This is a genomic window from Streptomyces sp. ITFR-6 (genome assembly GCF_031844725.1).
In the GTDB taxonomy this organism is placed as follows: Bacteria; Actinomycetota; Actinomycetes; order Streptomycetales; family Streptomycetaceae; genus Streptomyces.
The window spans coordinates 6,961,708-6,974,727 of sequence record NZ_CP134612.1 but is presented as its reverse complement, the minus strand read 5'-3'; the positions used below and the strand labels follow the sequence as shown (position 1 = coordinate 6,974,727).

The window sequence follows — 13,020 nt, the reverse complement described above, 5'->3', positions numbered from 1 at the left end:
CATGTCGGCTCAGTAGCCGCCGTACGGTACGTGGTCTGCGAGTGCCAGTTCGCGGGCGAAGGCCCGCACCCGCAGCAGGCACCGTGCGAGGGCCCGGACGGTGCGCGGCCGGTGCGGTCCGTAAGCGACGGCCCACAGGGCGGGGACCCGCGCCGTTGTCTGGATGTGCGCCATGTATCCAGCGTGACCCCGTCCGCCGGTTCGGTCCAACAGATGGATTCGCTGGCTGCGATCGCTACCGTAGATCGATGGAGATTCGCCGGCTCCGCCACTTCATGGCGGTCATCACGCACGGCAGCTTCACCGCCGCCGCCCGCGCCGAACTGATCGTGCGGTCCGCGCTGAGCACGTCCGTGCGCAATCTCGAACGGGAGCTGGGCGCAGACCTGTTCGCCCGCACCGGCCGCCGGGTGGTGCTGACCGAGGCGGGCCGGACGCCCCGGCCGCGCAACCCGGCGGCGGTGGCGCTGCTGGACCGGCTGACCGGTGCCGATGGTCCGGGGTGACGGACGGATCAGGGGCGCAGCGCGCGCAGCAGCAGATCGGCCAGGTGGTCGGCGACCTCCTGCTGGGTGAGCGGGCCGTCGGGGCGGTACCAGGTGGACAGGTGGTGGACCGAGCCGAAGTGGTAGTCGACGATCAGGTCCGCCGGGGTGGCGGTGGAGAACACCCCGCTGCGCTGCCCCTCTTCCACCAGGTCCCGGAAGCGCTCGTGGTAGCGGCGCCGCTCCAGCCGTACCTGCTTGTTCTTCTCGGGGCTCAGGTGGTGCATCGAGCGGAAGAAGATCGAGGCGTCGTCGAGGTTCTCGATGGTGGTGACGACCACGTCGGCCGCGGCGTCGCGCAGCCGCTGCTCCACGGGGGCGTCGGCGTCCGCGAAGGCGTCGAGGCGCTCCTGCTGGAGCCGCAGCACCCGGGCGTAGACCTCCTGGAGGAGGTCCTCCTTGGAGCCGAAGTAGTGGTAGAGCGCGCCCTTGGTGACGCCGGCCGCCTCGACGATCTCCTGGACCGAGGTGCGGTCGTACCCCTGTTCCGCGAAGAGCCGGGTGGCGGCGGCGAGCAGCCGCTGGGGAACGGGGGTGCCGCTCCCGTCCGTCGCCTTGGCCATAGCCGCCGCCTTCCTTCCGTGCGTGTGTGCGTACCTGCGTACTACCGGGGTGAACGCAGTTCCCGCCTGAGGATCTTCCCACTCGCCGTCTTGGGGAGTTCGGCCAGGATCTCGACTTCGCGCGGGTACTTGTACGCGGCCAGCCGTTCCTTGCAGTACGCGCCCAGTTCGTCCGGTTCCACAGAGGAGCCGGGCCGCAGACTGACATAGGCCCGGACCGTTTCGCCCCGGTAGGCGTCGGGGACGCCCACGACGGCGGCCTCGCGGACGGCCGGATGGGTGTAGAGGACGTCCTCCACCTCGCGCGGCCAGACCTTGAAGCCGGAGGCGTTGATCATGTCCTTCTTGCGGTCGACGACATAGAGCCAGCCCTGGCGGTCCATGAAGCCGATGTCGCCGGTGCGCAGCTCGCCGTCCGGGAAGGCGGCCGCGGTGGCCTCGGGCAGCCGCCAGTAGCCGGAGACGACCTGCGGTCCGCGCACCGCGATCTCGCCCTGTTCACCGAAGGGCACCTCCGCGCCGTTCTCGTCGATGATCCGCACCACCGTGTCCGGGCCCGGCACGCCGACCGAGAGGGTGCCGGAGACCGGGTCCACGGGGGCCTCCCGCTCGGGCGGTACGGAGGCGCAGGGCGCGGTGCACTCGGTGAGGCCGTAGCCGTTGCGGATGTACGGGCCGAAGCCCGCCCGGAACTTCTCCACGAGCGCGGGCGGCAGCGGTGCGCCGCCGGAGGAGATCACCCGGAACGAGGAGAAGTGCTCGGGCGTGACGCCGGGGGTCGCGGCGAGCGCCATGAAGGCGGTCGAGGGGCCGACGGTGTAGGCGGGGCGGTGCTCTGCGAAGGCGTCGAGGACGACGCCGGGGTGGAAGCGGTACGCGAGGACGAGGGTGCCCGCGTGGGCGAGGCAGACGGCCAGCTGGCAGACCATGCCGGTGATGTGGAAGAGCGGGGCGAGCGCGAAGTAGGCGGAGCCCTCGGGGATGGGGTGGCCGGTGCGCTGGCGCTCGACGTTGACCATGATGTTGCCGTGCGCGTTCATGGCGCCCTTGGGGGTGCCGCTGGTTCCGGAGGTGTAGCTGATCAGCGCCACGTCGGTGGCGGTGAGCTCCCGGCCGGCCGGGGCCGCGAGGCGCTGCCGGGCGACGGTCACCAGATCATCGGCGTCCTCGGCGGCGGGCAGCCGCTCGAAGTTCAGCACCCGGTCGTCGTTCCCCGTCTGGAAGTCCAGCTCGCAGGCCGTGAGCGCGATCCGGACGGCCGGGGCGGCGGCCGCCGTGTCCCGCAGATACGACTCCCAGGCCCGGTCCGAGCAGATCAGCGCGGAGACCTCGGCGTCCTTCAGCACATGGCCGACCTCGCCGGACTTGTACATCGGGTTGAGCGGGACGACGGTCGCCCCGGCCTTCCAGGCGCCGAGCAGGGCGATGACGAAGTGCGGCGAGTTCTGCAGCATGATCGCGACCCGGCCGCCGCGCTCCAGGCCCCGGGCGGCGAGGTGACCGGCCACGGAGTCGGAGAGGGCGTCGGTCTCGCGGTAGCTGAGGCGCCCGTCGAAGTAGGCGAGCGCCGGGTGGTCCGGGCTGCGGGCCACCGAGTCCCGGAAGGCGTGCACCAGGGTGGCGGCCGGGTGGACGGGCGCCCGCTGGGCCTCGCTGAGCAGCGGCAGCCAGGGCTTCGCCGCGTAGATCGACTCGGTCATGCGCCGGTCGCCTCCCACTTCTGCTGGAGATGGTTCATGCTGCCGAGCCACTGGTCGGTGTCCTTGGCCCTGGCCCGGTAGTACGTGGCGACCTCGGGGTGCGGCAGGACGAGGAAGCGGTCCTGGGCCATCGCCGCGAAGAGCGCGTCCGCGACGGCCTCGGGCTCGATGGCGCTGGGGGCGAGGACGAGCTCCCCCGCAGAGCCGGCGGCGGTCAGCATGTCGGTACGTACGCCCTGCGGGCAGATCGCGTGGACCTTGACGCCCCGGTGGCCGTAGGTGAGGGCGAGCCACTCCGCGAAGGCGACCACCCCGTGCTTGGTGACGCTGTACGGCGCCGCGCCGATCATCGTGAGCAGTCCGGCGGCCGAGGCGGTGGAGACGAACCTGCCGCTGCCGCGCTCCAGCCAGTCCGGGAGCAGTGCCCTGGCCGCGCGGACGTGGGCCATCACGTTGACGTCCCAGGCGTCGGCCCAGACCTCCTCTGCCGCGAAGACGTCACCGGGCGAGGCGAGTCCCGCGTTGGCGCAGTAGATGTCCACCGTGCCGTCCAGGGCGTCCCGGGCGGCGTCGACTATCCGGGAGGCGTCCCCGGCGACGGCGGTACCGCCGATCTCCTCGGCCAGCGCCTCGATCCGGCTCACGTCGAGATCGTTGACCACGACCCGTGCGCCCTCGGCTGCGAATCTGCGGGCCAGCGCGGCTCCGATGCCGCCTCCGGCCCCGGTGACCACTACGCCCGCGCCCTGCACCGTACTCATCGGTCCCGCCTCTCTCAGCCGACTCCTCCGGCAGACTAACCAGTCGGTATGTCGTCAGGGAAGAGGCTGGCGCCTCTCATGCGTCACTCCCGCCACATCGGTCACGTCCGGCTCGTTCCCTGCGGCCCGGGTGCGCGCTAGCGTGCGTGACCATGACAGATGTCGCGATCATGGAGGTAGCCGAATGAGCCTGACCAGGCGTGGTTTGCTGGCCGCAGGCGGTGCCGTGGGGGCCCTCGCGGCGACGGCGGCCCCCGCAGCCGCCGGTACGTCGCACGGCAAGGGACACGGGCACGGGGATGGACACGGAGGCGGGCACGGCGGCCTCCGTACCGGCTTCGCCCGGCTCTCCGCGGACGGCTACGCGCTGCTGAAGGGGCAGCGGGTCGGCATCGTCACCAACCCGACCGGGGTCACCTCCGACGTACGTCACATCGTCGATGTGATGCACGCTGACGGGCGGGTCGACCTGACGGCCGTCTTCGGCCCGGAGCACGGCTTCCGCGGCACCGCGCAGGCGGGCGGCTCCGAGGGCCGGTACGACGACCCCGCGACGGGGCACCCGGTCTACGACACGTACCTCAAGAGCGGGCAGCCGCTGGCCGACGTGTTCACGGAGTCCGGCGTCGACACGATCGTCTTCGACATCCAGGACGCGGGCGCCCGCTTCTACACGTACATCTGGACGCTGTACGACTGCATGGAGGCGGCGGCCCTCGCGGGCAAGAGGTTCGTCGTCCTGGACCGGCCGAACCCGGTGTCCGGGCGGGCGGCCCTCGGACCGGTCCTCGATCCGGCCTTCGGCACCTTCGTGGGCCGCCGGGAGATCTCCCAGGCGCACGGCATGACGGTCACCGAACTCGCCCTGCTGTTCAACGGGGAGTTCCTCGCGGACCGTCCGGCCGACTTGGAGATTGTGAAGATGTCGGGGTGGTCGCGCTCGGACTTCTTCGATGCGAGCGGTCTGCCGTGGGTGCCGCCGAGCCCCAACATGCCCACGCCGGACACGGCGCTCGTCTACTCGGGCACCTGCCTGTTCGAGGGCACGAACCTATCCGAGGGGCGCGGCACGACGCGCCCGTTCGAACTGCTGGGCGCGGAGGGCATCGACCACACCTGGGCGGCCGCCGCCAACGCGCTCGACCTGCCCGGAGTGGCCTTCCGCGAGGCGTACTTCGCGCCGACGTTCTCCAAGTTCGAGGGCAAGACGGTGGGCGGCGTCCAACTGCACGTCCAGGACCGGGAGGTCTTCGACCCGGTACGCACCGGGATCGCGCTGCTGGTGACGGCGAAGCGGACGTGGAACGGGTTCGCCTGGCGGGAGGACAACTGGATCGACAAGCTCACCGGCAACACCCGGGTCCGGACGATGATCGACGCGGGTGCGGACACGGATGAGGTCGTGGGGGCGTGGGCGAAGGATCTCGCCGCGTTCCGGGCCGTGCGGAAGCGGTATCTGCAGTACCGGTGAGCCCGGTCGCCGGGCGGGCCGTTGTGTGCGGGCCTGCCCGGCGAACCGGTTCCGTCCTCAAACGCCGGACGGGCTTGATGTGCCCGCCCGGCGGGGTCGGTCTCAGCGGTGTGCCGGGAACTCCACCACCTGCTGGTACGTCGGGCGGTTCTGCCAGTGGATCGCCTTCTGCGCGATCCCGCCCAGTGCCCGGTGGATGATCGAGTCGGTGCACCACTGCTCACCGGCCTTGCAGTTGTCGTCGGCCGGGTAGACCTCCGACGCCGGGACCGCCGCCGCCTGCTTCAGCGAGGACAGCAGCGCCGCGCGGCAGCTGCTCAGATCGCCGTTGCCGCAGTAGGTCCTGGCCAGCGGCCCCTTGACCGGCTGCCCGAGCACCTGGCGCAGATCCTTGTCCGCGAAGCCCCACCAGCCGTACTGGAAGGCCGAACCGCTGTGCGCACCGCTCGGTCCGTGGCTGGCCGCCGGGGACTCGTCGGTGGCGAGGTTGGCGGTCAGCGCCCCGTACAGGTCGTCACCGAGCCCCGGCTTGAACTCCGCGTCGATCAGCTTCGGCCACCACGCGTCCATGATCCGTACCGCGTCGGCGTAGCTGTACGCGTGCGAACCGGGGCTGCTCTCCTTGCGCTGGGCGCCCGCCGCCCGCCAGGAATCCAGCTGCTGGACCACGGCGTTGAGATCCGGGTCCGTGACCGGCTGGGAGCGGATCACCTTCAGCAGTTCGGGCAGCAGCTGCTCGCCGCGCAGATCGGTGAGTGCGGCGTCCGCCATCGCCCGGGTCAGAGAGGCGCGGGTCACGCCGCCCTCCTCCACCAGCTTCGACACCCGCTCGTCGAGCAGATCGGCCCGGTGCACCGCGCTGAGCCCGAAGCCCGCGGAGGCGTACCCCTCGGCCTGCTTGTTGTTCCAGGACACGTAGTAGTCCTGGCCGCTGGAGTGCGGGTGCTCGGCGAACGGGGTGTAGTCGGCGGTGTTGGCCGCCCGGTCGTACCCCTGCCACTCGTACGCCTTCTCGGCCTTGATCGGCAGCGCCGGATCGACGCCGGGGGCGCGCACCGGGTTCATGCCGCTGTTGTAGAAGGCGGCGGTGCGCGAGTCGGCGTAGAACCAGTTGAAGGCGTAGTCGATGTTGCTCGCCGCCTGCTGGAAGGAGGCGGCGTCCTTCACGTACGACGGGTCGTTGAGCATCTGGAAGCCGATGATCGAGTCGGCCTCGTGCCGGTAGGTGGTGCGCAGCGAGGTGTACGCGACCGGCTTGCCGTCCACGGTGGCGCGGTGGGTGACCACTCCGTAGCCGGTGCGCCACACCTGCATCCGGTAGGAGCCCTTCGCGGTGGAGTCCGCGACGGTGGGGCTCCAGGAGTTGGTGCGCTCCAGCTTCTCCATGGCGGTGCAGTCGCCGCGGTAGAGGTAGTGCGTGGAGTTCTTGGTGGGCGCGGAGCCGTCGGGCTCGCACAGTTCGACGGTGTAGGTGTCGGTGATGTCCTGGCCGGCCGAGGTGGCGCTCCAGGCGTAGTCCTGGCCTCGGCCCATCTGGATGTACATGCCGACGCCGGCGAAGGAGACGCCTCGGGCGCTGATGCCGGGGCCCTGGATCTCCTGGAGCATCATCAGCTGCGGGGCGAAGTAGCCGGTCTGCGGGCCGAACACGGCGATCGGGTTTCCGCTCGCGGTGCTCTTGCCGGAGACCAGCAGGGCGTTGGACATGCCGCGTTTCTGGGCGCCGGAGCCGGAGCCGGGGAGCGAGCCCTCCGGGATGACCCCGTCGTCGTAGATGCCCTGCGCCTTCTTGAGTTCGGCCGGTGCCTTGACCGGCGCCTTCGCGTTGGTGCCCGCGGAGCCGGTGCGGTCGTGGATCAGGGGTTCGGCGGTGACGGAGCCGGGGTCCGGGAGCGCCGCGCCGACGGCCTTGTCGGGCTTGTTCGCGTACGGGAAAGAGGTGCCGTCGTGGACGGTGAGCACCGCCTCGGGGTCGTTGCGCTGCCGGAACGACTCCCAGACCTTGGTGCCCTCGGCCACTCCGTACTTCTGCTGGGCGGAGAGCAGTGAGAGCGCCGCCTGGACCTCGCCGCCGCCACCGCCGCCGAACTGGCCGCCGACCACGGAGGCGATCGAGATCAGGTCGGTCAGCTCGAACGGCTGGATCTCACCGACGTTGGTGATGGCGTCGATCTTGCCGGTGAGGACGTACTCGCCGGGGAAGTAGCGGCCCTTCTTCGACTTCTCGCGGTAGGAGTTGATGCCGTCCACGTAGGCCTGGGCATCGGCCATGGCCTGCTCGCCGCGGGCGCCCTCGTGGGTCCGTATGTACTCGACCTGGGCCTTGAGATCGTCCTCCGTGTACGGGGCCTGCGGCCAGAACTGCTGCTCCAGACCCTGGTTGGCCAGTGCGCCGCCGGCGAACGAGGTCAGCTGCCCGCGCCCGATGTGGCGGAAGAGGTCCATCAGCCAGAGCCGGTCCTGCCCGGCCGCGAAACCGGCGCCGAACTCGGTGCCGTAGCGGGTGGTGCCCTTGATGTGCGGGACGCCGGACACCTTGTCGCGGGTGATGGTGACGTCGGCGCGGGGCGAGGTGACGGACTCGACCTGGTCCTTCGGGACGCCGAAGGAGGCGTCGTTGAAGAAGTCGGTGAGCTTCTGGTCGGTCAGGCCGGTGTGCCCGGCCACCAGCCCGTCGTAGCGGTCGAGCTGGTCGTCGCTGTGCGCGGGATGGGTGCCGAACGCCTTGTTGCCCAGGATGTCGACGAGGGTGGCGTTGCCGTTCTCGCCGGGCGGCAGGATGTCGTCGCACTGTCCCTGGCAGTAGTCGGGTACGGGATCGGGCTCGGCGGCGCCCGCGTGGGGCGCGGTGGCCAGCAGAGAGGCACCGAGTGCGAGTACGGCCGCGATCGTGGCGGCCCGGAACTTGCCGGTGCGGGCGGTGGTGCCGGTGCGTGGGGGCATGCGTGCTCCTCGGAAAGGCCGATGCGCCGGACGTTACCGGCGGTATGACCGGTCGGTAAGGTGAGCATCAGTCACCTTTTCCGAATCACCACATGCGGTCACATGACGACCGGTCATCTCAGTGGATGGACGACCGCACTCATGGATGGAGCCGATCCGGGCAGTCGTACGTCCATTGGGTTGACGCCGATTTTCGGGCGACGGAGTACGAGCGACGGAGGTGGCAGCGCAATGGCCGGTTTCCGGAGTCTTGCGAGACAGGTCCGCGATCCGCGGAGCGATCTGGCACTGCGGCGGTACTCGCTGCGCAAGTGCCTGGAGCGCTTCGCCCCTTACGGACACCGGGCGACCTGGGATCATCTGTGCGCCCGGCACGGAATAGAGCCGGAGGACCGGGCCCCCGATCCGGCGCGGCTGACGCGCGCGCTGGAGGAACTGGAGACGGCCCGCGCGGTCTGGCTGCACTACGAGGCGGGGTTCGCCGAGCGCCGCCGGCGGGAGAAGCACGACGGACTGCGCCGGCCCGGCGCGTTCGACGACTGGCACCGGCGCACCTGGGGCGGGAACGGCGTCGCGCGGTGCGACGACCCGGCCGTCCATCCTGCGGCGCCGCTCGCGGAGGTACTGGCGCGGCTGATTTCCGCCCTGGAGTCGGAGCCGGGCAACGGCTGCCCGGTCTGCGCGCAGGGCCGGATCGCCTGGCGGCAGGACCTGGACAGCGAACCGTGGTCCGGTCCGGTCTGCACCGGGTGCGGAATCGTGGTGCCGCAGCCCGTGCTCACCCGGGCGGCGCTGGCGAAGGCCCGGCGGACCCGGCTGCGCGGCGGCCTGGCGTCGGTGGCCTGAGTACCTGAGGAACGGAGCGGCCCGCCCGGCGTCCGGGGGACGCGCGACTGCCGGACGGGCAACACATGCGTACGAGCAGGCGCCTCAGTGCCCTTCCCCGGCGCCCTTCGCGGGCTTGCCCGGCATCAGGCGCGAGCCGCTCATCCGCTCACCGAAGACGTCGTCCGGGTTGGAGAGCACACAGTTCTCCAGCGACAGGCAGCCGCAGCCGATGCAGTCGGTGAGGTGGTCGCGCAACCGCGCCAGCTGCACGATCCGCTCGTCCAGCTCGGAGCGCCACGCCTCGGAGAGCCGCGCCCAGTCGTCGCGGTTGGGAGTGCGCTCCTCCGGGAGTTCGGCCAGCGCGTCCCGGATGGTGGCGAGCGGGATGCCGACCCGCTGCGCCGCGCGGATGAAGGCGACCCGGCGCAGCGCGTCCCGGTCGTAGCGGCGCTGGTTCCCGCTGGTGCGGCGGCTGCTGATCAGGCCCTTGGCCTCGTAGAAGTGCAGGGCCGAAACGGCGGCGCCGCTGCGCGCGGAGAGCTGGCCGACCGTGAGTTCATGGAGTCTCTGTGGGATCTGGGGCACCCCTCGAACCCTACGTGGCCGCGTCCCGGCCGGTCCGTCGTTGACAGGAACGCACCCGCGAACCATGCTGAGCAAGCGCTTAGACAGGCGCGGACACGGATGGCCGAGAGCGGGAAGGCAGGGACCAGGGACATGGCAGAGCCGAGGATCTTCACGTCCGCGCAGGAGCTGCGCGACGGGGTGGGCGAGCAGCTCGGGCACAGCGACTGGCTGGAGATCGAGCAGCAGCGGATCGCTCTCTTCGCGGACGCCACCGGCGACCACCAGTGGATCCACGTGGACCCGGAGCGGGCGAAGGCCGGGCCGTTCGGCACGACGATCGCGCACGGCTACCTCACGCTCTCGCTGCTGCCGGCCCTTGTGCCGCAGGTCATGCGGGTCGAGGGGATGAAGATGGGCATCAACTACGGGACCAACAAGGTCCGTTTCCCCTCCACGGTGCCCGTGGGCTCGCGGCTGCGGGCGACCGCCGTCCTGAAGAGCGTCGAGGAGGCGGGCGGCGGCGTGCAGGTCACCGCGGTCGTCACGGTGGAGCGCGAGGGCGGCGACAAGCCGGCCTGCGTGGCCGAGTCGGTGTCGCGGTACTACTTCTGAGGACGGCCCTCGGGCGGCCGGGTCAGCGTCCCGCCGCGACCATGCGCAGCACGAGGCCGGCGTAGAGGTCACCGACCTCGTCCGGCGTCCGGCTGCCCTGGGCGTTGAACCACCGCGCCACGTCGATGCAGAGCGAGAGCACCGCGAGCGTGGTGCCCGGCACATCGGGGACGTCGAACTCCCCCGCCGCCACGCCCTCCCCGATGATCCGGCGCACCACCGCGTCGCTCCGGCGGCGCAGCTCGACGATCTCGGCGCGGTGCTCCGCACCGAGGGCGTCGAGCTCGTACTGCACGACGCGTGCGGTGGTGTGCCGTTCGGCGTGCCACTGGACGAAGGAGCGGACCGCTGCGGCCAGCCGCTCGGCGGCCGTGCCCTCACCGTCGGCCGCCGCCTCCAGGACGGCCAGGGCGCGGTCGTGACCGATCCGGCTGATCCGGTGGAGCAGCTCTTCCTTCGTCTTGTAGTGGATGTAGAGCGCGGCGGGGCTCATTCCGGCGCGGCCCGCGATGTCCCGGGTGGTGGTCGCGTGGTACCCGCGCTCGGCGAAGGCGTCCACGGCGGCGACGAGAAGCCGCCTGGCGGCCTCGGGCGTCACTTCGGCCCACGGCGCGCTCTCGCCGTCGGTCTCCTCCGCCGTGCTCATCGTCATGGCCCCTCTCGGTCAGCAGGACGAACACCATACCCCGATCCTGAGCAAGCGCTTAGGGTCGTTCGTCGGATGAGATCGTCAGAGCTTCTGGAAGGGGTCGTGCTCGGCCAGGATCTTCTCCAGCCGGGCCTGGTCGACCCGGCTGACCAGCTGGCCCGCCTCCTGCCGATCCCTGATGACCTTGGCCAGGGTGAAGCAGGACGTGACGAGGTACAGGACGCCGATGGCGAGGAACCCGCGCACCCAGGCGTCCGCGTCGAGGAAGTAGATGCCGAGCGCCACCGCGCCCATCGCCACCCCGAAGGACGCGACGGCCTGACCGTAGAAGGCGGCGGTGCTGTGCTGCTTGACCGATGTCGTCTCACTCATGCCGCCAGCATCCCGGCGGCATGACGTACACCACATCCGTCCGGGTACTCAGTCCGGTACTCAGACGCCCGTTCGAGCCGCGCGGTGCCGGAGCGAGCCGCGCGGCGCCGGACCGTCTCAGAACGCGGAGACCCCCGTCAGCGCCCGGCCGATGATCAGCTTCTGGATCTGGCTGGTGCCCTCGTAGAGCGTCATCACCCGGGCGTCGCGCAGCAGTTTGCCGACCGGGTACTCATCGATGTAGCCGTAGCCGCCGAACACCTGGAGGGCGTTGTTGGCGGCACGGACGGCGGCCTCGGAGGCGAAGAGCTTGGCCTTGGACGCGGCGGTGGCGAACTCCTCGCCCCGGTCGATCAGGTCGGCCACCCGCCAGGTGAGCAGGCGGGCGGCGTCGACGTCCACCGCGATATCGCTGATGAGCTCCTGGACGAGCTGATAACCCGCGATGGACTTGCCGAACTGTTCGCGTTCACCGGCGTACCCGACGGCCGCGTCCAGGGCGGCCTGGGCGATACCGACGCAGCCGGCCGCCACCGACATCCGCCCCTTGGCCAGGGCGGACATGGCGATCGAGAAGCCCTTGCCCTCGGGGCCGATGAGCGTGGCGGCGGGGACCCGGACGTCCTCCAGCACCACCTCCGCGGTCGCCTGGCCGCGCAGTCCGAGCTTGCCGTGGATGGTGCGGCGGGTGAGGCCGGGGGTGTCGGCGGGGACCAGGAAGGCGGATATGCCCTTGCGGCCGGGGGTGTCGTTGGTGCGGGCGAAGAGCAGCACCACATCGGCCCAGGTGCCGTTGGTGATGAACATCTTGGAGCCGTTGATGACGTAGTCCCCGCCGTCCCGGACGGCCCTGGTCGCCAGGTTCCCGGCATCCGAGCCGGTGCCCGGCTCCGTGAGGCCGAAGCAGCCCACCGCGTCGCCCGAGGTCAGCCTCGGCAGCCACTGCCGCTTCTGCTCCTCGTCGCCCCACGCGGCGATGGTCTTCGCGACCAGCCCGAGGGAGACGGAGACGATGCCCCGGACCGAGGAGTCGCCCCGGCCGAGCTCCTCCGTCACCAGGCAGTACGCGAGATGGTCGCCGCCCGAGCCGCCGTACTCCTCCGGGACGGTCAGGCCCAGGAAGCCGAGGGAGCCCAGCTTCTTCACGATCGACTTGTCGACGTTCTCGGCGCGGTCCCATTCGACGACGTGCGGCGCGATGTCACGGGCGACGAAGTCCTCGGCCAGCTGCCGGACGGCCTCCTGCTCCTCGCTGAGCTCCAGGTTCATCGGTCGGCCCTCCACCTTAATTAGCACTGCTAGTTTTAGATGCGCAGGGCCTACTATGTGCCGCATGGCCCGCCCGCGCAAGCCCCTCCTCAGCAGAGACCGCATCGTCGCGACGGCGGGTGCCCTGGTGGACGCCGAGGGGCTCGACGCCGTCTCGACCCGCCGGCTGGCGGCCGAGCTCGGGGTCAGCGGCCCGTCGCTCTACAACCACTTCCGCAACAAGGACGAGATCCTGGACGCGGTCGCCGACGCCGTCTCCGCACAGGTCGACCTGTCGATGTTCGACGAGTCCGACAGCCGTGACTGGCGGGCCGCCCTGCACGACTGGGCGGTCTCCTACCGTGCGGCGCTCACCGAGCACCCGCACATCGTCCCGGTGCTGGCCCAGGGCCCCGGCCGCCGCCCGGCCGGACTGCGGGTGGCCGACGCGGTGTTCGGCGCCATGGTCCGCGCGGGCTGGCCGCCCGCCCAGGCCACGTACATCGGCGCGCTGATGCGCTACTTCATCACCGGCTCCGCGCTCGGCTCCTTCGCCCGGGGATTCGTGGACGACGAGACCGCGTACGACCCCGCCGACTACCCCCACCTCGGCCAGGCCCATCTGCTGGCCGAGCGCCGCCAGCAGGTCGACGAGGGGGCCTTCGAGACCGGGCTGCGCGCGCTGATCGACGGACTCGCCCTGCAGTACGCGCCGCCCACGGCCGCCGGAACCGTTCGGCCGGTACCGAAGCGTTCCTGAC

Annotated in this window: 14 protein-coding genes; 5 read left to right on the top strand and 9 right to left on the bottom strand. The window is 71.1% G+C overall.

Going from position 1 to position 13,020, the window contains the following annotated elements; genetic code table 11:
• Window positions 1-9: 9 nt before the first annotated feature.
• Window positions 10-174: a hypothetical protein gene (locus RLT59_RS31755; protein WP_311306588.1), complete on the bottom strand. Its 165-nt coding sequence runs from the start codon at window positions 172-174 to the stop codon at window positions 10-12.
• 74 nt (window positions 175-248) lie between these two features.
• Here RLT59_RS31755 and RLT59_RS31750 point away from each other — a divergent pair, with 74 nt between their 5' ends.
• Entirely contained in the window at window positions 249-506 is a 258-nt protein-coding gene (locus tag RLT59_RS31750; RefSeq protein ID WP_399126448.1) for a helix-turn-helix domain-containing protein, read from the top strand.
• A gap of 8 nt (window positions 507-514) precedes the next feature.
• Here the strand turns inward: RLT59_RS31750 and RLT59_RS31745 are convergent, their stop codons facing one another.
• Genes RLT59_RS31745 through RLT59_RS31735 form a run of 3 tightly spaced genes read right to left on the bottom strand, consistent with a single transcriptional unit; the run spans window position 515 to window position 3,569 of the window.
• Window positions 515-1,108 carry a TetR/AcrR family transcriptional regulator gene (locus RLT59_RS31745; RefSeq protein ID WP_311306587.1) on the bottom strand — a complete coding sequence of 198 codons (594 nt, stop codon included), beginning with the start codon at window positions 1,106-1,108 and terminating at the stop codon, window positions 515-517.
• Between the two features lie 41 nt (window positions 1,109-1,149).
• Window positions 1,150-2,808: an AMP-binding protein gene (locus RLT59_RS31740; protein ID WP_311306586.1), complete on the bottom strand. Its 1,659-nt coding sequence runs from the start codon at window positions 2,806-2,808 to the stop codon at window positions 1,150-1,152.
• The gene (locus tag RLT59_RS31735; protein WP_311306585.1) at window positions 2,805-3,569 is read right to left on the bottom strand and encodes an SDR family oxidoreductase; all 765 of its coding nucleotides are present in this window, start codon (window positions 3,567-3,569) and stop codon (window positions 2,805-2,807) included. Before RLT59_RS31735 ends, RLT59_RS31740 begins: the two co-directional genes overlap by 4 nt.
• A 184-nt stretch (window positions 3,570-3,753) precedes the next feature.
• Between RLT59_RS31735 and RLT59_RS31730 the strand changes: the two genes are divergently transcribed.
• Window positions 3,754-5,040, top strand: coding sequence for an exo-beta-N-acetylmuramidase NamZ family protein (locus RLT59_RS31730; RefSeq protein ID WP_311306584.1), 1,287 nt, complete (start codon window positions 3,754-3,756; stop codon window positions 5,038-5,040).
• Window positions 5,041-5,142: 102 nt separating this feature from the next.
• Here RLT59_RS31730 and RLT59_RS31725 read toward each other — a convergent pair whose 3' ends face one another.
• Window positions 5,143-7,983, bottom strand: coding sequence for a penicillin acylase family protein (locus tag RLT59_RS31725; protein WP_311306583.1), 2,841 nt, complete (start codon window positions 7,981-7,983; stop codon window positions 5,143-5,145).
• Between the two features lie 231 nt (window positions 7,984-8,214).
• On the opposite strand from RLT59_RS31725, the gene RLT59_RS31720 reads away from it, so the two are divergent.
• On the top strand, window positions 8,215-8,829 hold the full coding sequence (locus RLT59_RS31720) for a hypothetical protein (RefSeq protein ID WP_311306582.1): 615 nt from the start codon (window positions 8,215-8,217) through the stop codon (window positions 8,827-8,829).
• An 84-nt stretch (window positions 8,830-8,913) separates the two neighbouring features.
• Here RLT59_RS31720 and soxR read toward each other — a convergent pair whose 3' ends face one another.
• Complete coding sequence (gene soxR / locus RLT59_RS31715; RefSeq protein WP_311306581.1) at window positions 8,914-9,396, bottom strand: redox-sensitive transcriptional activator SoxR; 483 nt, start codon at window positions 9,394-9,396, stop codon at window positions 8,914-8,916.
• A gap of 132 nt (window positions 9,397-9,528) precedes the next feature.
• Here soxR and RLT59_RS31710 point away from each other — a divergent pair, with 132 nt between their 5' ends.
• Window positions 9,529-9,990: a MaoC family dehydratase gene (locus RLT59_RS31710; RefSeq protein ID WP_311306580.1), complete on the top strand. Its 462-nt coding sequence runs from the start codon at window positions 9,529-9,531 to the stop codon at window positions 9,988-9,990.
• A gap of 22 nt (window positions 9,991-10,012) precedes the next feature.
• On the opposite strand, the gene RLT59_RS31705 is transcribed toward RLT59_RS31710, so the two are convergent.
• The 3 genes from RLT59_RS31705 to RLT59_RS31695 all read right to left on the bottom strand — a co-directional run bounded on the left by RLT59_RS31705 (window position 10,013) and on the right by RLT59_RS31695 (window position 12,280).
• Window positions 10,013-10,636: a TetR/AcrR family transcriptional regulator gene (locus tag RLT59_RS31705; protein ID WP_311306579.1), complete on the bottom strand. Its 624-nt coding sequence runs from the start codon at window positions 10,634-10,636 to the stop codon at window positions 10,013-10,015.
• Between the two features lie 84 nt (window positions 10,637-10,720).
• Window positions 10,721-11,011: a YiaA/YiaB family inner membrane protein gene (locus tag RLT59_RS31700; protein WP_311306578.1), complete on the bottom strand. Its 291-nt coding sequence runs from the start codon at window positions 11,009-11,011 to the stop codon at window positions 10,721-10,723.
• 117 nt (window positions 11,012-11,128) lie between these two features.
• The gene (locus tag RLT59_RS31695; protein WP_311306577.1) at window positions 11,129-12,280 is read right to left on the bottom strand and encodes an acyl-CoA dehydrogenase family protein; all 1,152 of its coding nucleotides are present in this window, start codon (window positions 12,278-12,280) and stop codon (window positions 11,129-11,131) included.
• Between the two features lie 64 nt (window positions 12,281-12,344).
• On the opposite strand from RLT59_RS31695, the gene RLT59_RS31690 reads away from it, so the two are divergent.
• Window positions 12,345-13,019, top strand: coding sequence for a TetR/AcrR family transcriptional regulator (locus RLT59_RS31690; RefSeq protein WP_311306576.1), 675 nt, complete (start codon window positions 12,345-12,347; stop codon window positions 13,017-13,019).
• The last annotated feature ends 1 nt before the right edge of the window (window position 13,020 follow it).

Bases quoted from the DNA above. Each gene is read 5' to 3' on its own strand.
- RLT59_RS31755 (WP_311306588.1), bottom strand. From the start codon at position 174: ATGGCGCACATCCAGACAACGGCGCGGGTCCCCGCCCTGTGGGCCGTC.
- RLT59_RS31750 (WP_399126448.1), top strand. From the start codon at position 249: ATGGAGATTCGCCGGCTCCGCCACTTCATGGCGGTCATCACGCACGGC.
- RLT59_RS31745 (WP_311306587.1), bottom strand. From the start codon at position 1,108: ATGGCCAAGGCGACGGACGGGAGCGGCACCCCCGTTCCCCAGCGGCTG.
- RLT59_RS31740 (WP_311306586.1), bottom strand. From the start codon at position 2,808: ATGACCGAGTCGATCTACGCGGCGAAGCCCTGGCTGCCGCTGCTCAGC.
- RLT59_RS31735 (WP_311306585.1), bottom strand. From the start codon at position 3,569: ATGAGTACGGTGCAGGGCGCGGGCGTAGTGGTCACCGGGGCCGGAGGC.
- RLT59_RS31730 (WP_311306584.1), top strand. From the start codon at position 3,754: ATGAGCCTGACCAGGCGTGGTTTGCTGGCCGCAGGCGGTGCCGTGGGG.
- RLT59_RS31725 (WP_311306583.1), bottom strand. From the start codon at position 7,983: ATGCCCCCACGCACCGGCACCACCGCCCGCACCGGCAAGTTCCGGGCC.
- RLT59_RS31720 (WP_311306582.1), top strand. From the start codon at position 8,215: ATGGCCGGTTTCCGGAGTCTTGCGAGACAGGTCCGCGATCCGCGGAGC.
- RLT59_RS31710 (WP_311306580.1), top strand. From the start codon at position 9,529: ATGGCAGAGCCGAGGATCTTCACGTCCGCGCAGGAGCTGCGCGACGGG.
- RLT59_RS31705 (WP_311306579.1), bottom strand. From the start codon at position 10,636: ATGAGCACGGCGGAGGAGACCGACGGCGAGAGCGCGCCGTGGGCCGAA.
- RLT59_RS31700 (WP_311306578.1), bottom strand. From the start codon at position 11,011: ATGAGTGAGACGACATCGGTCAAGCAGCACAGCACCGCCGCCTTCTAC.
- RLT59_RS31695 (WP_311306577.1), bottom strand. From the start codon at position 12,280: ATGAACCTGGAGCTCAGCGAGGAGCAGGAGGCCGTCCGGCAGCTGGCC.
- RLT59_RS31690 (WP_311306576.1), top strand. From the start codon at position 12,345: ATGGCCCGCCCGCGCAAGCCCCTCCTCAGCAGAGACCGCATCGTCGCG.